The organism is Streptomyces sp. NPDC059582 (genome assembly GCF_042735715.1).
Lineage (GTDB): Bacteria > Actinomycetota > Actinomycetes > Streptomycetales > Streptomycetaceae > Streptomyces.
This window is the reverse complement of record NZ_JBHWCC010000004.1, coordinates 175,698-193,668: the sequence shown is the minus strand read 5'-3', so window position 1 is coordinate 193,668 and position 17,971 is coordinate 175,698. Positions and strand designations below refer to the sequence as shown.

Annotated in this window: 15 protein-coding genes; 3 read left to right on the top strand and 12 right to left on the bottom strand. The window is 70.5% G+C overall.

What is annotated here, in order from left to right; translation table 11 throughout:
* Nucleotides 1–4 precede the first annotated feature (4 nt).
* The gene (locus ACFV0T_RS05855; RefSeq protein WP_385774859.1) at nt 5–262 is read right to left on the bottom strand and encodes a hypothetical protein; all 258 of its coding nucleotides are present in this window, start codon (nt 260–262) and stop codon (nt 5–7) included.
* Nucleotides 263–427: 165 nt separating this feature from the next.
* Here ACFV0T_RS05855 and ACFV0T_RS05850 point away from each other — a divergent pair, with 165 nt between their 5' ends.
* On the top strand, nt 428–1,993 hold the full coding sequence (locus ACFV0T_RS05850) for a fibronectin type III domain-containing protein (RefSeq protein ID WP_385774857.1): 1,566 nt from the start codon (nt 428–430) through the stop codon (nt 1,991–1,993).
* A 21-nt stretch (nt 1,994–2,014) separates the two neighbouring features.
* Here the strand turns inward: ACFV0T_RS05850 and ACFV0T_RS05845 are convergent, their stop codons facing one another.
* The 11 genes from ACFV0T_RS05845 to ACFV0T_RS05795 all read right to left on the bottom strand — a co-directional run bounded on the left by ACFV0T_RS05845 (nt 2,015) and on the right by ACFV0T_RS05795 (nt 15,964).
* Complete coding sequence (locus ACFV0T_RS05845) at nt 2,015–2,902, bottom strand: DUF4429 domain-containing protein (RefSeq protein ID WP_385774855.1); 888 nt, start codon at nt 2,900–2,902, stop codon at nt 2,015–2,017.
* Between the two features lie 80 nt (nt 2,903–2,982).
* Nucleotides 2,983–4,752, bottom strand: coding sequence for an IucA/IucC family protein (locus ACFV0T_RS05840; protein WP_385774853.1), 1,770 nt, complete (start codon nt 4,750–4,752; stop codon nt 2,983–2,985).
* Nucleotides 4,749–5,300, bottom strand: coding sequence for a GNAT family N-acetyltransferase (locus ACFV0T_RS05835; protein ID WP_385774851.1), 552 nt, complete (start codon nt 5,298–5,300; stop codon nt 4,749–4,751). Before ACFV0T_RS05835 ends, ACFV0T_RS05840 begins: the two co-directional genes overlap by 4 nt.
* Nucleotides 5,297–6,574 (bottom strand): lysine N(6)-hydroxylase/L-ornithine N(5)-oxygenase family protein, encoded by a 1,278-nt coding sequence (locus ACFV0T_RS05830; RefSeq protein WP_385774849.1) that lies wholly within the window; start codon nt 6,572–6,574, stop codon nt 5,297–5,299. The genes ACFV0T_RS05835 and ACFV0T_RS05830 overlap by 4 nt, the downstream gene beginning before the upstream one ends.
* Nucleotides 6,558–8,000: a lysine decarboxylase DesA gene (gene desA / locus ACFV0T_RS05825; RefSeq protein ID WP_385774847.1), complete on the bottom strand. Its 1,443-nt coding sequence runs from the start codon at nt 7,998–8,000 to the stop codon at nt 6,558–6,560. The genes ACFV0T_RS05830 and desA overlap by 17 nt, the downstream gene beginning before the upstream one ends.
* Nucleotides 8,001–8,143: 143 nt before the next feature.
* Nucleotides 8,144–9,010, bottom strand: coding sequence for a siderophore-interacting protein (locus ACFV0T_RS05820; RefSeq protein ID WP_385774845.1), 867 nt, complete (start codon nt 9,008–9,010; stop codon nt 8,144–8,146).
* 31 nt (nt 9,011–9,041) lie between these two features.
* Complete coding sequence (locus ACFV0T_RS05815) at nt 9,042–10,091, bottom strand: ABC transporter substrate-binding protein (RefSeq protein ID WP_385774843.1); 1,050 nt, start codon at nt 10,089–10,091, stop codon at nt 9,042–9,044.
* Nucleotides 10,092–10,273: 182 nt separating this feature from the next.
* Nucleotides 10,274–11,434 carry an acyl-CoA dehydrogenase family protein gene (locus tag ACFV0T_RS05810; protein WP_385774841.1) on the bottom strand — a complete coding sequence of 387 codons (1,161 nt, stop codon included), beginning with the start codon at nt 11,432–11,434 and terminating at the stop codon, nt 10,274–10,276.
* Nucleotides 11,435–11,439: 5 nt separating this feature from the next.
* Complete coding sequence (locus ACFV0T_RS05805; protein WP_385774840.1) at nt 11,440–12,381, bottom strand: hydroxymethylglutaryl-CoA lyase; 942 nt, start codon at nt 12,379–12,381, stop codon at nt 11,440–11,442.
* Nucleotides 12,378–14,333 (bottom strand): acetyl/propionyl/methylcrotonyl-CoA carboxylase subunit alpha, encoded by a 1,956-nt coding sequence (locus ACFV0T_RS05800; RefSeq protein ID WP_385774838.1) that lies wholly within the window; start codon nt 14,331–14,333, stop codon nt 12,378–12,380. The genes ACFV0T_RS05805 and ACFV0T_RS05800 overlap by 4 nt, the downstream gene beginning before the upstream one ends.
* Before the next feature lie 14 nt (nt 14,334–14,347).
* Nucleotides 14,348–15,964: a carboxyl transferase domain-containing protein gene (locus tag ACFV0T_RS05795; protein WP_385774836.1), complete on the bottom strand. Its 1,617-nt coding sequence runs from the start codon at nt 15,962–15,964 to the stop codon at nt 14,348–14,350.
* A gap of 95 nt (nt 15,965–16,059) precedes the next feature.
* Here ACFV0T_RS05795 and ACFV0T_RS05790 point away from each other — a divergent pair, with 95 nt between their 5' ends.
* Nucleotides 16,060–16,674 carry a TetR/AcrR family transcriptional regulator gene (locus ACFV0T_RS05790; RefSeq protein WP_385774834.1) on the top strand — a complete coding sequence of 205 codons (615 nt, stop codon included), beginning with the start codon at nt 16,060–16,062 and terminating at the stop codon, nt 16,672–16,674.
* A gap of 106 nt (nt 16,675–16,780) precedes the next feature.
* Nucleotides 16,781–17,938 (top strand): acyl-CoA dehydrogenase family protein, encoded by a 1,158-nt coding sequence (locus tag ACFV0T_RS05785; RefSeq protein ID WP_385774832.1) that lies wholly within the window; start codon nt 16,781–16,783, stop codon nt 17,936–17,938.
* The last annotated feature ends 33 nt before the right edge of the window (nt 17,939–17,971 follow it).

Here is a 17,971-nt window from a genome sequence, read left to right as displayed (position 1 = left end):
TTCCTCAGCCGTAGACCATGCGGCGCAGCTGCCTGAGCGAGAGCTCCGGCGGCGCCACCGCCCGGTATTTCAGGTCCGCCTCGATCCGTTCGAAGATCGTCGCGTTCACCAGGCCCTGGGCCTGGAGCTCGCGGTGGCGGCGACGGACGAACTCCTCGGTCGTCTCGTCGAAGTAGGCGAGCACGTCCTGGACCACCCGCAGCGCCTCGCCCCGGTTGAGAGGCGTGGACCGCGTCAGATGATCAACGAGTTCGTCGTGCACCCGGTAGATCCTGGAGTACCGGCGACGGTTTCGCAAGAAACCTGCCCGATTCCGGGCAGAGCCCTGTTGAAACTCTTATGAGGCGCTGTTCGCGAGTTGTCCATCCGGCGTCTTGCGCTCCGTTGCCTTGGGAGACGAGTTTCACTCGCCATGGACATTCCTCGCATGGGAGTACCTGACCGGCTTGCCGAGCGCATGAGCATGGCCGAGCAGCACGAGTACCTGCGCGCCAGATTCTCGCGGCGCACGATGATCAGAGGCGGCGCGGTCACGCTGGGCGCCGTCGCGGGCGGCGCGTTCGTGCCTGGCGCCACCGCCCAGGCCGCCGTGCCGACCCAGGCCTCCGCCCCCGCGACCGAGACGGTCGACGGCGCCCTCGTCGCCCCCTTCGGCCGCCACCTCGCCTACGGCAACGACCCGCGCACCGAGATCAGCGTCTCCTGGCAGGTCCCGACCGCCGTCCGGAAGCCGTTCATCCGCATCGGCGCCCACCCCTGGGACCTCTCCCGCAAGATCGAGGCCGAGGTCCGCACCCTGTACACCCCGGCCGGCGTCGGCGCGAGCGGCGACCACACCCAGTACTACCTGCACGCCGAGCTCACCCACCTGCGTCCGGGCCGCACCTACTACTACGGTGTGGGCCACGCCGGCTTCGACCCCGCCGCGCCGCACCTGCTCGGCACCCTGGGAACCTTCACCACCGCGCCCGCGCACGCCGAGCCGTTCACCTTCACGGCCTTCGGCGACGAGGGCGTCGGCTACCACGGCCTCGCCAACGACAGCCTGCTGCTGGGCCAGAACCCGGCCTTCCACCTGCACGCCGGTGACATCGCCTACGCGGACCCGGCCGGAGCGGGCAAGACCGCCGACACCGGCTTCGACTCGCGCATCTGGGACCAGTTCCTCGCCCAGACCGAGTCCGTCGCCAAGTCCGTCCCGTGGATGCCGGCGTACGGCAACCACGACATGGAGGCCTGGTACTCGCCCAACGGCTACGGCGGCGAGGACGCCCGCTGGAACCTCCCGGACAACGGGCCCGACAAGACGAACCTGCCCGGCGTGTACTCCTTCGTCTACGGCAACACGGCGATCATCTCGCTGGACGCCAACGACGTGTCCTTCGAGATCCCGGCCAACCTCGGCGTCTCCGGCGGCACCCAGACCAAGTGGCTGGAGGCCCAGCTCAAGAAGTACCGGGCCAGCAGGGACGTCGACTTCGTCGTGGTCTTCTTCCACCACTGCGCCTACTGCACCTCCACCGCCCACTCCTCCGAGGGCGGCGTGCGCACCGAGTGGGTGCCGCTGTTCGAGAAGTACACCGTCGACCTGGTGATCAACGGCCACAACCACCAGTACGAGCGCACGGACGTCATCAAGGGCAACGCGGTCGCCAAGAAGCTGCCGATCGGCGGCACCGCCTACCCCGAGACGGAGGGCGTGGTCTACGTGACGGCGGGAGCGGCCGGCCGCAGCCTGTACGCCTTCAGCGCCCCGGACTCGTACGAGGGGCACGTCAACGACGTCGACTCGGTGGCCGCGTTCATCAACACCAAGGACGGCAAGGTCAACGAGACCGTCGCCTGGTCCCGGGTGCGCTACCTCAACTACTCGTTTCTGCGCGTGGACGTCACCCCCGCCTCTCGGGGCCGGCTGGCCACGCTGACGGTGCGCGGCATCGCCGAGACCGGCGCCGAGGTCGACCACTTCACGGTGGCCCGCAGGGCGAAGTAGGACCGGCCGGGCGGGCGGTCCTCACATGCCCTTGAGGATCGCCTGCTTGGCCAGCGTGAACTCCTCGTCCGTCAGGACCCCCGTGCGGTGCAGCTCGCCGAGCTCGCGCAGGCGCCGCAGCAGTGCGTCGTGCCCGTCCTCGGCGGAGGCGGGCACCGGCGGCCGGGTCGTCTCGGGCGCGGACTGCCGTACGTCCGCGGTGGGGGCCGCGGCCGGATGCGGCAGCCGCGCCTGCACGGCCGCCGCGACCAGCGCCATCAGCGGGTCCTTCTTGAAGCCCCACAGCTCCACGGCGTTCGGGTCGTACTTCGGCGGGGCCTTGGTGGGCGCGTTGCGCACGGTGAAGCGCAGATACCCGTTCTCCAGGCCGGCCGCCGGATGCCACTCCACGGCCACGAGGTCGGCGACGGCCAGCGTGCGGGCGCCGGCCGCGGCCTTGGCGTCCTCCGTCTTCCAGTTCCACTCCAGGCGCACCTGGTCGCCGTCGAAGCTCGCGGTGCCGTCCCCGGCGGACACCGACACCGGCACGGACGGGCCGGGCAGCAGGAACTGGGCCACGGGGTCGGACGGCACCTCGTCCAGCAGCAGCGCGTTGCGGACCTCGTCCGTGAAGTACTCGGCGACGCCGTAGCGGTCGGACTCCACGAGCAGCTGGTAGGGGTCGTGCGGCTCGGTGAGCCGGCCACCGGTGGCGTGCAGCAGAGGGTCGGCGCCGTCCCGCAGCCGCAGTCGCAACCGCCCCGACCTGCGGCCCTGTTCGAACGAGACGCCCGCCAACGCGCCCAGCGGGATCACGAGTTCACCCAGGGTTCTGCGCAACAGGCCGACGTTCTTGTCCCGTCCCGGGGTCAGCCGCAGGGCGTCGCCGTCGAAGGCCCAGGTGCCGTCCTTCTGGATGATTTCCGCCATGAAGGGAATTCTTCCACCGGATGCCGACGGGCACCCCGGGGGACCGTACTCCGGGGTGCCCGTCCGTCCGTGCGGGGCCGCTACCGGCCCGCGAGGGGGTTGTCCAGGGTCCCGACCAGCTGAAGCGCGCCGGACGGGTCCGTCAGGTCCACCATCTGCTTGTTGTTGCGCAGCTGGAGCCGGTTGAGGCAGGAGAGGGCGAACTCGGGGGCGAACATGTCGTACTGACGGAATTTGTCGGCCAGCGCGGGGTTCGCCTCCTGGTAGTCACGGGTCACCTCGGCGACCGTGCCCCAGAAGCCGTCCTCCGTCAGGATCCCCTCCGTGGCGAGGTCGGCGGCCAGGAAGCGGAAGAAGCAGTCGAAGACGTCCGTGAAGATGGACAGCAGCTTCTTGTCCTCGGGGACCTCGACCCGGATCCGCCGGACCTCGGGCGGCAGCACCGCGTGCGGGTCCATGACCGCGATCTCCTCGGCGATGTCCTTGTAGATCGCCCGCTGCACGACCCCGTCCTTCAGCACCAGGATCGTGTTCTCGCCGTGCGGCATGAAGACCAGGTCGTAGGCGTAGAAGCTGTGCAGCAGCGGGGTGTAGTACGCCTGGAGGTAGACGCGCAGCCACTGCGTCGGGGTCAGGCCGGACTGCTCGACGAGCGCCCCGGCGACCGACCTGCCCTCGTGGTCGACGTGGACCAGCGAGGCCATGGTGGCCAGCGACTCGCCCTCCTGGAGCGAGGGCACCGGGCTCTCCCGCCACAGCGCGGCGAGCATCTTGCGGTACGCCGAGTAGCGGTCGGTGGCCGCCTCGTACTCCAGGTGCCGGTAGCCCACGGCCGCCCGCTCGCGGATGATCGACAGACCGGCCGACTTCAGCACCGGGTCGTTGTCGATGAGCTGCGCGAGCCAGTCGTTGATCGCCGGGGTGGCCTCCATGTACGCGGCCGAGAGCCCGCGCATGAAGCCCATGTTGAGGACCGACAGGGCCGTCTTCACGTAGTGCTTCTCGGGGTGCGAGGAGTTGAAGAAGGTCCGGATGGACTGCTGGGCCAGGTACTCGTCGTCGCCCTCGCCCAGGCAGACCAGGTGCCGGCGGGCCACCTCGGCGGCGAAGGTGACGGTGAGCTTGTTCCACCACTGCCAGGGGTGGACCGGGATGAGGAGGTAGTCGGCCGGGTCGAGTCCCTGGCCGGTGAGCTGCCCGTGGAAGCGCTCGACGGTCGCCTCGCCCAGCTCCTGGCGGACGAACGACTCGTACTCGATCCCGACGCCCGCCGTGAACGCGGCCCGTGAGCGGTGCGCGGCCAGCCAGACCAGCCGGACCGGGCTCGCCGTCTCGGGGGCGTACGACAGGTACTCGTGGACCCCGAAACCCAGCCGCCCGTTGTTGGCGACGAAGCAGGGGTGGCCCTCGGTCATGCCGGTCTCGATCGCCTGGAAGCCGCCGCGCGCGAGCTCGGCGGCCGGGATCTGCGGCTTGGTGAGCTTGTAGCAGGTGCCGGAGAGGGTGGAGGAGATCTCCTCCAGGTACACCGGGAGGATCTCGTCGCTCAGCCCCAGGGACGCCTTCAGCTCGATGAAGAAGTCCAGCGCGGCCAGCGGCAGGTCGGCGCCGTCGCGCCGGCGGGTGATCGAGCCGGCGTCCACCTGCCAGTGGTCGAGAGCGTGCCGGGTGGCGGCGAAGCGGTAGCTGGTCAGTCCGTCGTCGCTGCGGACGACGTAGCGGTCGCCGTCCGGTTCGGGGCTGATCAGCCGTTCGTGCGTGAACTCGGCGAGGGCCTTGCGGATCAGCAGGCGGTTGGCCTGCTCCCAGCGCTCGGGGGAGAGGTGGGCCACGGCGTCGGCGAGGGTCATGCGGTCACCGCCTTCTCGAACTGCGCGCGGGTGCAGAAGCTCAGCAACGCCTTCTTCTCCGGCTTCTGGATCTCGTGGTCGGGCACGAACCCGACGGCTTCGTTGAGGGCGTGCACGGCCTTGTTGTCGACGTCGGGCTCGACGACGACCCGGGCGGTCGCCGGGTCCTCGAAGAGGTGCGCCATCACAGTCGTGATCACCGCGCGGGTGAAGCCGTGCACGGGCCTGTCCGACGGGGCGACGAGGAAGTGCATGCCGACGTCGCCGGGCTCCGGCTCGTACAGGCCGACCAGCTCGCGGTGGGCCGGGTCGTACTTCTCCATCAGGAAGGCCGGTACGCCGTCGTGCAGACCGAGGAAGGCGTGGTGGTGCTCGTCGGCCGCGATCTCCATGTAGGCGCGCTCGACGTCCTCCAGCCGGGCGTCCTGCATCATCCAGAAGGCCGCCTTGGGATGGGTGACCCAGGTGTGCAGCAGCTCGGCGTCCTTCAGGGGGTCGAGGGGGCGGACGGTGAAGGTGCCGACGCGGGAGGTGCTGAGGGTGTTCATACCGAGAACTCCTGGAACGCGATCTTCTTCTCGACCGGGTAGTACTCGGCGCCGAGCAGCTCACGGATGATGTACGCGTTGCGGTACGCGCCCATGCCCAGGTCGGGTGAGGTGATGCTGTGCGTGTGGACGCCGGCGTTCTGGAGGAAGACGTCCCGGCCCGTCACGTCGATGGCGTAGTTGCGGCCGACGTCGAAGCCGCCGTGCTCGTCGTAGCGCAGCCGGTCGCGGACCGGGGCGAGGAACTCCGGCTCGGCGTACTTGTAGCCGGTGGCCAGGATCAGGCCGTCGGAGTACAGCTCGTAGTCCTTCTCCTGCTCCTCCTGGCGCAGGGAGAGGATGTACGTGCCGTTGTCGTACCGCGCGCCGTGCAGGGCCGAGTTGGTGAGCAGACGGGTGGGGACCGGGCCGCCGAGGTTCTTCTGGTAGAGCAGGTCGAAGATCTCGTTGATCAGGTCACCGTCGATGCCCTTGAACAGGCCCTTCTGTTCGGCGGTGAGGCGGTAGCGGGTGTGTTCCGGCAGCTCGCGGAAGTAGTCGATGTACTCCGGCGAGGTCATCTCCAGCGTGAGCTTGGTGTACTCCAGCGGGAAGAAGCGCGGCGAGCGGGTGACCCAGTTCAGCCGGTAGCCGTGGACGTCTATCTCGCTGAGCAGGTCGTAGTAGATCTCGGCGGCGGACTGGCCGCTGCCGACCAGCGTGATCGACTCCTTGCGCTGCAACTCCGCCTTGTGCCGCATGTAGCGGGAGTTGTGGATGAAGTCGCCGTCCAGGTCCCGGCAGGCCTCGGGCACGTAGGGCGAGGTGCCGGTGCCGAGGACCAGGCGGCGGGCGCGGTAGGTGTCGCCGGCCGTGGTCCGCACGAGGTAGTGCTCGTCCTCGTACGTCACCTCGGTGACCGTCGTGCCGAAGCGGACGCTGGTCAGTTTGTTCGCGGCCCAGCGGCAGTAGTCGTCGTACTCGACCCGCAGGGGATAGAAGTTCTCGCGGATGTAGAACGAGTAGAGCCGGCCCCGCTCCTTGAGGTAGTTCAGGAAGGAGTAGGGGGAGGTCGGGTCGGCGAGGGTGACCAGGTCCGACATGAACGGGGTCTGGAGGTGGGCGCCGTCGAGGAACATGCCCGCGTGCCACTCGAAGTCCGGCTTCGACTCCAGGAAGACGCCGTCGAGTTCGGAGATCGGCTCGGTGAGGCAGGCGAGGCCCAGGTTGAAGGGGCCGAGCCCGATCCCCACGAAGTCGTGCGTCGTCACTCGGGACTCAGGAAGCGCGGTCAAGGGACTCTCCCAGGTACTGCTCGGCGTGGCCGGCGATCAGGTCGAGGACGGCGGCGATGTCGGCCGCCGTGGTCTCGGGGTTGAGCAGGGTGAACTTCAGGTAGTGGCGACCGGCCACCTTGGTGCCCGCGATCACCGCGTCGCCGGAGGCGAACAGGGCCTTGCGGGCGTAGAGGTTGGCGCGGTCGATCTCGGCCGGGTCGGTGACGGCGGCCGGTATGTAGCGGAAGACCAGGGTGGACAGGGACGGCCGGACGACCACGTCGAAGCGCGGGTCGGCGGCCAGCAGCTCCCAGCCCTCGGCCGCGAGGTCGCAGACCTCGTCGAAGAGGCCGCCGATGCCGTCGGCGCCCATCACCCGCAGCGTCATCCACAGCTTGAGCGCGTCGAAGCGGCGGGTGGTCTGGAGGGACTTGTCGACCTGGTTGGGGATACGTTCCTGCACCATGCGGCGCGGGTTGAGGTACTCCGCGTGGTAGGTGGCGTGCCGCAGGGTGGCGGCGTCGCGGACCAGGACGGCGGAGGAACTCACCGGCTGGAAGAAGGACTTGTGGTAGTCGACCGTGACGGAGTCGGCGCGCTCGATGCCGTCGATGCGGCCCCGGTACTTCACCGAGGCGAGCAGGCCGCAGCCGTAGGCGGCGTCGACGTGCATCCACACGCCGTACCGTTCGCACAGCTCGGCGATCTCGGGCAGCGGGTCGATGGAGCCGAAGTCGGTGGTGCCGCCGGTGGCGACGACGGCCATGGGGACGAGGCCGTCCTGCGCGCAGCGCTCCAGTTCCCGGGCGAGCGCGACGGTCTGCATGCGCTTGTCGTGGTCGACGGGGACCGAGACCACGGCGTCCTGGCCCAGGCCGAGCAGTTTCGCGGACTTCTTGACGCTGAAGTGGCTGGCCTCGGAGGCGAAGATGCGCAGTCTGCCGAGCCCGTCGGTCTTGGCCTCCTCGCGCGCCAGCAGCAGCGCCTGGAGGTTGGACTGGCTGCCGCCGGAGGTGAACACGCCGTCGGCGGCCGGGCCGAGGCCGATGCGGGCGGTCGTCCAGTCGATGAGCTTGCGCTCGATGAGGGTGCCGCCGGCCGACTGGTCCCAGGTGTCCAGGGAGGAGTTGACGGCGGAGAGCACCGCCTCGCCGAGCACCGCCGGGATCACCACGGGGCAGTTGAGGTGGGCGAGGTAGCGCGGGTGGTGGAAGTAGATCGCGTCGCGGAGGTAGACCTCTTCGAGCTCGTCCAGGGCGGCCGAGGTGTCGTGCAGCGGCCGGTCCAGGTCGATCCGCTCGATGCGGGGGGTGAGGGCGTCGACCGTGATGCCGGTGAACGGCCGGTCTGTGGTGGCGAGTTTGGCCGCCACCCGCTCGACTCCTTCGGTCACGGAGCGACGGTAGTCCTCCGCGGTGAGGTCATTGAGCAGGTGCGAGCGCATGCGGGGGTCCTCCGGATGGGGAGAGTTCCGTGTGGGACGGGGGCGAGGAGCGGCGAAGTTCCTTCATCAACTTAGGTAAGCCTAACCTAATTGACGACTGGGAGGCACCGCCCCTCCCGTGACCGTGATCACTTACCGCCCGGTCACCCCTCTTCGCGCAGCTGTTCCTCGGTGAGGCCCTGGCGCCAGTAGCCCACGAAGGTGACCCGGCGCCGGTCGATGCGGCGCTCGCCGACGAAGTGGCGCCGCAGCTGCTTCACGCAGCCCGACTCGCCCGCGATCCAGACGTACGGATGCTCTGCGGGTGGGAGTCGGGCCGCACGCAGGGCGCCGAGGGTCATGGGGGACCCCTCGGCGCGGCTCTCGTCCTGGACGAGCCAGGTGATCTCGGCGTCGGCCTGTGTCGTCAGGTCCTGGACGGTGCCCGCGTGGTGCACCTCCAGCCAGACCCGGGCACGCGTGCCGGCCGGCAGGGACTCCAGGATCGCCGCGACGGCCGGCAGTGCGGTCTCGTCGCCCCAGATCAGCACCAGGTCGGTGTCCTCGGGCGGGCGGAAGCGGATCGCGCGGTTGTCCGCGACCGCCGGGCCGAGCAGCCGGACGCGGTCGCCCGCGGCCGCCCGGGACGCCCAGCGGGAGGCAGGTCCCGCGGGGGCGGTCGCGCCCGGCTCCACGCCGTGCAGCACGAAGTCGATGTCGATCTCCGTGGTCTTCCCGAGTGTGTCCCGCCGCAGCGAGCGCAGGGTGTACGAGCGCATCACCGCCCGTACGTCGTCGGGGAGTTCGCGCCAGCCCCGCCACCAGTCGTCGCCCAGTTCCACCGGGACGACGGGCTCGCTCTGGCCGGGGTGCGGCAGGAACAGCGACAGGCTCTGGTCACGTCCGTGCGAGTGGAAGAACGCGAGGTCGGGCCCGCCGAAGGTGATCCGGACCAGAGACGGGCCGAGCCGCCTCGTCCGTACGACCCGGAGGGAGAAGAAACGGAACGGGGCGGCCACGGCCGTCGTCATCAGTGCTCCTGGAGCTCAGGAAGGGGGGCTGTCAGCTGACCTTCTTCGCCTTCTCGAGGGCCTCGGCGAGGTTGTCGAGCAGCGGCACGCACTTGTCGTAGGACAGGATCGGCTCGGGCGAACGCGCGATGACCTGGCCCGCCTTGACCGCGGGCAGCTTCTTCCAGGTGGCCTCGGCGATGTCGGCCGGCTGGATGGTCGAGGAGCGGTCGTCCATCATGATGATGTCGGCCGCGTACTTGTCGACGTTCTCCCAGCTGAGGCTCTCGTACCAGCCGCCGCCCAGCTTCTTGGCGCTCTCCGGGGGCTCGACGAAGTTCACGCCGAGGGACTTGAAGTACTCCAGGTCGATGGAGAGGTTGGTGCCGGAGACGTAGAACAGCTCCGTGCTCGCGGAACCCGCCATCACCTTGATCTCGGGCTTGGCCTTGGCGGCCGCGCGCAGCCGGGCGGCCGCCGTCTCGAAGCGCTTCTTGGCGTCGGCGACCTCGGCGGCCTTCATGTCCGCGCCGAGCGACTCGGCCAGCTCCCACATGCGCTGGAGCGGCTCGATGAGCTGGCGGTCGTAGACCGAGACGCCGACGCTCGGGGCGAGCTTGGCGATCTTGTCCTTGGAGGTCTCCGGGACGTACCAGAGGGTGCCGGCGGTGTCGAACATCGTGGAGATCAGCACGTCCGGCGCCAGGGCCGCGTACTTCTCCACGTTGAACTGGTCCCAGACGTTGCCCAGGATCGTGAGCTTGCTGATGTCCATGTCACCGGCCTGGACGTCGGCCTTGCCGTCCGCGGTCCTGGTCGGGCCGAAGACGCCCTTGACCGAGATGCCGTAGTCGTGGAGGGCGGCGCCGACACCGGTGAACGCGACGATGTTCGCGGGGATCTTGTCGAGCTTCACCGTGGTGCCGCGGTCGTCCTTGAACGTCCAGGGGCCGGACTTGGCGGCAGCGGCCGTCTCCTTGTCCGAGCCACCGCTTTTGGCGTCGTCGTCCCCGCAGGCTGCGAGCGCGGCACCGAGGCCGAGGGCGCCGCCCGCGGCGAGGATGCCGCGGCGAGTGAGGTGGGTGGCTCTGGCGTTGGGCATGGCTACGCTGCTTTCGAACGGGGCGGATCACCGCCGGACAATTCGAAGGTAGGTTAGCCTAACCTCAGCTTGTGTCCAGGGTCGGGGGCGCGTCGCCCGGCCCGACCGGCGGCCGAGGCGGGGGTGCCCCGTCCGCCCCGACCGGCGGGCGGGCGACGGCTGCCGCCCGCCCGCCGGACGGCTCAGCCCACCAGCCCCAACTCCCGGGCGATCAGCATCCGCTGGACCTCGCTCGTGCCCTCGCCGATCTCCAGGATCTTGGAGTCGCGCCACATACGGGCCACCGGGTACTCGTTCATGAAGCCGTAGCCGCCGTGGATCTGGGTGGCGTCACGGGCGTTGTCCACGGCGATCGTGGAGGAGTACAGCTTGGCGAGGGCCGCCTCCTTCTTGAAGGGGTCCCCGGTCACCAGCCGGGAGGCGGCGTCGCGCCAGGCGAGACGGGCCGTGTGGGCCTTCATCTCCATGTCGGCGATCTTGAACTGGATGGCCTGGTTGGCGCCGATCGGCCGGCCGAAGGCGTGCCGTTCCTTCGCGTACTTCACCGACTCGTCCACACAGCCCTGCGCCAGCCCGGTCGCCAGGGCCGCGATGGCGACCCGGCCCTCGTCGAGGATGCGCAGGAACTGCGCGTACCCGCGGCCCTGTTCGCCCAGCAGGTTCGCGGCCGGGACCCGCACGTCCGAGAAGGACAGCTCGCGGGTGTCCGAGGCGTTCCAGCCGACCTTCGAGTAGGGGGCCGCTACCGTGAAGCCGGGGGTGCCGGACGGGACGATGATCGCGGAGATCAGGGGCTTCCCGTCCGGCTTGCGGCCGGTGACCGCGGTGACCGTCACCAGACCCGTGATGTCCGTACCCGAGTTGGTGATGAAGCACTTGCTGCCGTTGATCACCCACTCGTCCGTGTCCGGGTCCAGCCGCGCCGTCGTCCGGGTCGAGCCCGCGTCCGAGCCGCCGTCCGGCTCGGTGAGACCGAACGCGCCGAGGATCTCGCCGGAGCACAGCCGGGGCAGCCACTCCCGCTTCTGGTCCTCCGTGCCGAAGAGGTGGATCGGCATCGCGCCCAGGGAGACCCCGGCCTCCAGGGTGATGGCCACGGACGAGTCGACCCGGGCCAGTTCCTCCAGCACGATGCCCAGGGCGAGGTAGTCGCCGCCCATGCCGCCGTACTCCTCCGGGAAGGGCAGCCCGAACAGGCCCATGCGGCCCATCTCACGGACGATCTCGTACGGGAACTCGTGCCGTTCGTAGAAGTCGCCGATCTTGGGAGCCACGACGTCGTGGGCGAACTCCTCGACTGTGCGGCGGAGTTCGTCGAGTTCGGGGGAGAGCTTGTGGTCCATCGTGTTCACTGCTCCTGGTGGGAGAGGGCTCGTACGGTGCGGGACGGGCTGGGTCGGCCCAGTCGGTCGGCCATCCACACGCTGGTGGCGACGAGACGGCCGAGGTCGACGCCGGTGTCGATGCCGAGGCCCCGCAGCATCCACACGAGGTCTTCGGTGGCGAGGTTGCCGGTCGCGGACTTGGCGTAGGGGCAGCCGCCGAGGCCGCCGGCGGAGGCGTCGACGGTGGTGACGCCCTGCTGGAGCGCGGCCAGGGTGTTGGCGAGGGCCTGGCCGTAGGTGTCGTGGAAGTGCACGCCCAGCACGTCGGCGGGGACACCCTGGGCGTCGAGCGCGGCGAGCAGTTCGCGCACCTGGCCGGGGGTCGCGACCCCGATGGTGTCGCCGAGGCTCAGCTCGTCGCAGCCCATGTCCAGGAGCGCCGTGCAGACCCGGACGACCTGGTGGGCGGGCACCGCCCCCTCCCACGGGTCGCCGAAGCACATGGAGAGATAGCCGCGGACGTGCCCGCCCTCGGCCTTCGCCCGCGCCACCACCGGCGCGAACATCGACAGCGCCTCGTCCACCGTCCGGTTGAGGTTGGCCTTGGCGAAGGACTCGGTGGCGCTGGCGAACACGGCGACCCGGCGCGCGCCGAGCGCCAGCGCCCGTTCCAGGCCGCGTTCGTTGGGCACGAGCACCGGAAGGTCCACCGGCAGCCCGGCGACGAGCGGGAACAGCTGCTCGGCGTCGGCGAGCTGGGGTACCCACTTCGGGTGCACGAAGCTGGTCGCCTCGATCGTGCCCAGGCCGGCGTCGGCCAGCCGGCGCACGAACTCCGCCTTCACCTCGGTCGGCACGGTCGTCTTCTCGTTCTGCAGCCCGTCGCGGGCGCCGACCTCGTGGATCCGCACCCGCGTGGGCAGGCCCGGGGCCGGTACGACCATGGGCAGTGCCTGGACGGTCATTCCGCCTCCTCGTGCGGTGCGACGACGGCGAGCACCTGGTCCATCGCGACCGTCGTGCCCGGCCGGACGTCCAGCTCGGCGACCGTGCCGGCGTGCGGGGCGGAGATGACGTGCTCCATCTTCATCGCCTCGACGACCAGCAGACTCTGACCGGCGCTCACCTCGTCCCCGACGGCCACCTTCACCACGGTGACCGTGCCCGGCATGGGCGCGGTGAGCGAGTCGGCGCCGGAGTGGGCGGCCCGGTCGAGGGACGCGGCGACCGGGTCGTGGTCGCGCACGTGCCAGGCGTCGCCGTCCCGGCCCAGCCAGTCGGCGGCGCGATGGAAGGTGTGGCGGACGCCGTCCAGGGTCACGTGGACCCGGTCCTCGGTGACGGTGTGGGTGCCGCGCGGCACGTACTCCACCGGGTCCTGCACGCGCAGCGGGAAGCCGACCGGCCGGGGCGTCCCGCCCAGCCGCCACCCGCTCGGCACCGAGAACGGATCGGTCCAGCCCTCGTCCTTGGGCCGCAGCGCGTCCAGGCGCACGGCGGCGGCGGCCTCGTAGACCTCCTCGGGCACGTCCGTGCCGACGAGGTCGCCCGCCACCCGCTCGACCAGGCCGGTGTCCAGCTCGCCCGCGACGACCGCCGGATGGGCCAGCAGCCGGCGCAGGAACCCCGCGTTGGTCGGCACGCCCAGCGTGACCGTCTCCGCGAGGGCCGCGCGCAGGCGGCGCAGCGCGGTCGCGCGGTCCGGCCCGTACGCGATCACCTTGGCCAGCATCGGGTCGTAGAGGCTGCCGACCTCGGTGCCCTCGCTGAGCCCCGAGTCGGTGCGCACGCCGTCGCCCTGCGGCTCGACGAGCCGCAGCACCGTGCCGCCCGACGGGAGGAACCCGCGGGAGGGGTCCTCGGCGCAGATGCGGGCCTCGACGGCGTGCCCGGTCAGCCGGACGTCGTCCTGGGTGAACGGCAGCCGTTCGCCCGCCGCCACCCGCAGCTGCCACTCCACCAGGTCCAGGCCGCGACCGGCGCCGGCCGGACCGATGGACACGGCGAGCTCGGTGACCGGGTGCTCCACCTGGAGGCGGGTGTTCATCTCCATGAAGTAGTACGAGGACGGGTCGCTGCCGGGAACGATGAACTCCACCGTGCCCGCGCCCCGGTACCCGCAGGAGCGGGCCGCCTGGACCGCCGCCTCGCCCATCGCCGCTCTGGTCCGCTCGTCCAGGAGCACGCTCGGCGCCTCCTCGACGATCTTCTGGTGCCGGCGCTGGAGCGAGCACTCGCGCTCACCCAGGTGCACCACGTTCCCGTGGGCGTCGGCGAGGACCTGGATCTCGATGTGCCGGGGCCGGTCGATCCAGCGCTCGACGAGCAGGGTGTCGTCGCCGAAGGAGGCGCGGGCCTCGCGGCGGGCGGCGGCGATCTCGTCGGCCAGCGCCGACGCGTCCCGCACCAGCCGCATGCCCTTGCCGCCGCCGCCGGCCGACGGCTTCAGCAGCACCGGCATGCCGATCTCCCGGGCCGCGTCCGCCAGTTCGGCGTCCGTGAGCCCGCTGCCGCTCGATCCGGGCACGACCGGGACACCGGCCTTCTGCACCGTCTCCTTGGCGCGGATCTTGTCGCCCATGAGGGAGATCGCGTCCGCCGGGGGGCCGATGAAGGCCAGTCCCGCGTCGGCGCACGCGCGCGCGAACGCGGCGTTCTCCGCGAGGAAGCCGTATCCGGGGTGCACCGCCTGCGCTCCGGTCCGGGCCGCGGCCGCCAGCAGCCGCTCCACCGACAGATAGCTCTCGGCCGCCGGTGCCGGACCGATCCGGACCGCCGTGTCGGCCTCCCGGACGTGCCGGGCGTCCGCGTCGGCGTCGGAGAAGACGGCCACCGAACGCACGCCCAGCGCGCGCAGCGTCCGCACCACGCGCACGGCGATCTCGCCCCGGTTGGCCACAAGGACTGTGTCGAACATGGTCTGTGGTCCCCTCACATCCGGAAGACGCCGAAGGCGGGCTCGCCCAGGGGCGCGTTGGCACACGCCGTCAGGGCCAGGCCCAGCACCTGCCGGGTCTCCAACGGGTCGATCACGCCGTCGTCCCAGAGCCGGGCCGTGGCGTAGTAGGCGTGGCCCTGGTGCTCGTACTGGGCGCGGATCGGGTCCTTGAAGGACTCCTCCGCCTCCAGGGGCCAGGACTCCCCGCGCGCCTCCAGCTGGTCCCGCTTGACGGTCGCGAGAACGGAGGCGGCCTGCTCCCCGCCCATGACGGAGATCTTGGCGTTCGGCCACATCCACAGGAAGCGGGGCGAGTACGCCCGCCCGCACATGGAGTAGTTGCCCGCGCCGTACGACCCGCCGACCACGACCGTCAGCTTCGGGACCCGGGTGCACGCCACCGCCGTGACCATCTTGGCGCCGTGCTTGGCGATGCCACCCGCCTCGTAGTCCCTGCCCACCATGAAGCCCGAGATGTTCTGGAGGAACACCAGCGGGATGCCGCGCTGGTCGCACAGCTCGATGAAGTGGGCGCCCTTCTGGGCCGACTCGGAGAACAGGATGCCGTTGTTGGCGACGATCCCGACCGGGTGGCCGTGGATCCGGGCGAAGCCGGTGACCAGGGTCTGCCCGAACTCGGACTTGAACTCGGCGAACCGCGACCCGTCGACCACGCGCGCGATGATCTCGCGTGCGTCGTAGGGGGTGCGGGAGTCGACGGGAACGGCGCCGTAGAGCCCGAACGGGTCCACCTTCGGTTCGACGGCCGCGGTGACCTCCCAGGGCAGCGTGCCGCGCGCGGGGAGGGTGGCGGCGATGTTCCGAACGATCCGCAGCGCGTGGGCGTCGTCCTCCGCGAGGTGGTCGGTCACGCCCGACACCCGCGCGTGCACCTCGCCGCCGCCGAGCTCCTCGGCGGTGACGACCTCGCCGGTGGCCGCCTTCACCAGCGGCGGGCCGCCCAGGAAGATCGTGCCCTGGTTCCGGACGATCACGGCCTCGTCGCTCATCGCCGGGACGTACGCCCCGCCGGCCGTGCACGATCCGAGCACGGCCGCGATCTGCGGGATCCCGGCGCCGGACATCCGCGCCTGGTTGTAGAAGATCCGCCCGAAGTGCTCGCGGTCGGGGAAGACCTCGTCCTGCATGGGCAGGAAGGCCCCGCCGGAGTCCACGAGGTAGATGCAGGGCAGACGGTTCTCCAGCGCCACCTCCTGGGCGCGCAGGTGCTTCTTCACCGTCATCGGGTAGTACGTGCCGCCCTTGACGGTGGCGTCGTTGGCGACGATCACGCAGGCGCGGCCGCTCACCCGCCCGATGCCGGCGATGACACCCGCCGCCGGGGCCTGTCCGTCGTACATCCCGTCGGCGGCGAGCGGGGCCAGCTCCAGGAAGGGCGAGCCGGGGTCCAGCAGCGTGTCCACGCGGTCCCGCGGCAGCAGCTTGCCGCGCGCGGTGTGCCGGGCCCGCGCCTTCTCACCGCCGCCCAGCCGGGCCGCGGCCAGCTTCGCGCGCAGTTCCTCCACGAGGACGCGGTGCGCCTCCTCGTTGGCCCGCCAGGCCTCCGACGCGGGGTCTGCCGCGCTCGTCAGCTCCGGTGCCTCTTGCATCCTGCGGTCCCCTCACCCAGCGATCGACTGTTAATGAGCGTTAACCATTTCCTTCAGGTTAACGACCGCTAACCTCCCTGTCTAGAATCGATTGCATGGCCACGAGAACCGACGCCCCCACGCGGCGCGAACAGATCCTCAAGGAGGCCGCCCGGCTGTTCGCCGAGCGCGGGTTCCACGGTGTCGGAGTCGACGAGATAGGCGCCGCGGTCGGCATCAGCGGCCCCGGTCTCTACCGGCACTTCGCGGGCAAGGACGCGATGCTCGCCGAGCTGCTGGTGGGCATCAGCGGTCAGCTGCTGACCGGCGCGAGGCAGCGCCTGAAGGAGGCCGGCGGGATTCCCCCGGAGGCGGTTCTCGACTCGCTCATCGAGGGGCACATCGACTTCGCGCTCGACGACCGCCCCCTCATCACGCTGCACGACCGTGAGCTGGACCGGCTGCGTGACAGCGACCGCAAGCTGGTGCGCCAGCTCCAGCGGCAGTACGTCGAACTGTGGGTCGAGCTCGTCCGCGAGGTGTATCCGGCGCTGGCCGAGCCGGCCGCCCGCTCGGCGGTGCACTCGGTCTTCGGCCTGCTGAACTCGACGCCCCACCTCGGCCGCCCGGGCGCCCTGCCGGGGCGCGCGGTGACGGCGGAGCTGCTGCACCGGATGGCGCGCGGCGCCCTGGCCGCGGCGGCCGGGCCGGAGCAGCCCGAGCAGGCGTGACGAGCGTTACGCTCGAGCCCCTCGACGCCCCTCCCTACCGGCCGGTACGGTTGATCTGAGCAAGCGCTTAGACAGCTGACGACGGCCGAGACGTGGAGGTGGCGGCGTGCGCCGTACGGTGTTCAACGAGGATCACGAGGCGTTCCGGGAGACCCTGCGCGCCTTCATCGAGGCCGAGGTCGTACCGGAGTACGACGCGTGGTTCGCCGCGGGCCAGGCGCCGCGCGACTTCTACTACAAGCTCGCCGAGCTGGGCGTCTTCGGCATCAAGGTCGACGAGGAGTACGGCGGCGCCGGCATCGACTCGTACAAGTTCGAGGCCGTCCTGTACGAGGAGACCGCCCGCGCGGGTGTCTCCTTCGGCGGCTCCGGCGTGCACGTGCTGCTCGGCCTGCCCTACATCAAGCTGCTCGCCACCGACGAGCAGAAGAAGCGGTACCTGCCGAAGTTCGTCTCCGCCGAGGAGATGTGGGCCATCGCGATGACCGAGCCGGGCACCGGCTCCGACCTCGCGGGCATGAAGACCACCGCCAAGCTCTCCGAGGACGGCACGCACTACGTCCTCAACGGCGCCAAGACCTTCATCACCGGCGGTGTGCACGCCGACCGCATGATCGTCTGCGCCCGCACCTCGGCGCCCACCGCCGAGGACCGCCGCCACGGCATCTCCCTCTTCGTGGTGGACACCAAGGCCGAGGGCTACTCGGTCGGCCGCAAGCTCGACAAGCTGGGCCTGAAGACCTCCGACACCGCCGAGCTGGCGTTCGTCGACGTGAAGGTGCCGGTCGAGGACCTCCTCGGCGAGGAGAACAAGGGCTTCTACTACCTCGGCCACAACCTGGCCTCCGAGCGCTGGGGCATCGCCTTCGGCGCCTACGCGCAGGCCAAGGCCGCCGTCCGGTTCGCCAAGGAGTACGTCCAGCAGCGCACCGTCTTCGGCCAGACCGTCGCGTCCTTCCAGAACACCAAGTTCGAGCTGGCCGCCTGCCAGGCCGAGGTGGACGCGGCCGAGGCCGTCGCCGACCGCGCCACGGAGGCCCTCGACGCGGGCGAGCTGACCCCCGCCGAGGCCGCCAGCGCCAAGCTGTTCTGCACCGAGGTCGCGCACCGCGTGATCGACCGCTGCCTCCAGCTGCACGGCGGCTACGGCTTCATGAACGAGTACCCGATAGCCCGCCTGTACGCCGACAACCGCGTCAACCGCATCTACGGCGGCACCAGCGAGATCATGAAGTCGATCATCGCCAAGAACATGGGTCTGTAAGGTCCGCGTAATTACTCGCCGGTAGAAATGGCC

What these genes read in the sequence shown, in the direction of transcription:
- ACFV0T_RS05850 (WP_385774857.1), top strand. Translation starts at nt 428, where the DNA reads ATGGGAGTACCTGACCGGCTTGCCGAGCGCATGAGCATGGCCGAGCAG.
- ACFV0T_RS05845 (WP_385774855.1), bottom strand. Translation starts at nt 2,902, where the DNA reads ATGGCGGAAATCATCCAGAAGGACGGCACCTGGGCCTTCGACGGCGAC.
- ACFV0T_RS05840 (WP_385774853.1), bottom strand. Translation starts at nt 4,752, where the DNA reads ATGACCCTCGCCGACGCCGTGGCCCACCTCTCCCCCGAGCGCTGGGAG.
- ACFV0T_RS05835 (WP_385774851.1), bottom strand. Translation starts at nt 5,300, where the DNA reads ATGAACACCCTCAGCACCTCCCGCGTCGGCACCTTCACCGTCCGCCCC.
- desA (WP_385774847.1), bottom strand. Translation starts at nt 8,000, where the DNA reads ATGCGCTCGCACCTGCTCAATGACCTCACCGCGGAGGACTACCGTCGC.
- ACFV0T_RS05820 (WP_385774845.1), bottom strand. Translation starts at nt 9,010, where the DNA reads ATGACGACGGCCGTGGCCGCCCCGTTCCGTTTCTTCTCCCTCCGGGTC.
- ACFV0T_RS05815 (WP_385774843.1), bottom strand. Translation starts at nt 10,091, where the DNA reads ATGCCCAACGCCAGAGCCACCCACCTCACTCGCCGCGGCATCCTCGCC.
- ACFV0T_RS05810 (WP_385774841.1), bottom strand. Translation starts at nt 11,434, where the DNA reads ATGGACCACAAGCTCTCCCCCGAACTCGACGAACTCCGCCGCACAGTC.
- ACFV0T_RS05805 (WP_385774840.1), bottom strand. Translation starts at nt 12,381, where the DNA reads ATGACCGTCCAGGCACTGCCCATGGTCGTACCGGCCCCGGGCCTGCCC.
- ACFV0T_RS05800 (WP_385774838.1), bottom strand. Translation starts at nt 14,333, where the DNA reads ATGTTCGACACAGTCCTTGTGGCCAACCGGGGCGAGATCGCCGTGCGC.
- ACFV0T_RS05795 (WP_385774836.1), bottom strand. Translation starts at nt 15,964, where the DNA reads ATGCAAGAGGCACCGGAGCTGACGAGCGCGGCAGACCCCGCGTCGGAG.
- ACFV0T_RS05790 (WP_385774834.1), top strand. Translation starts at nt 16,060, where the DNA reads ATGGCCACGAGAACCGACGCCCCCACGCGGCGCGAACAGATCCTCAAG.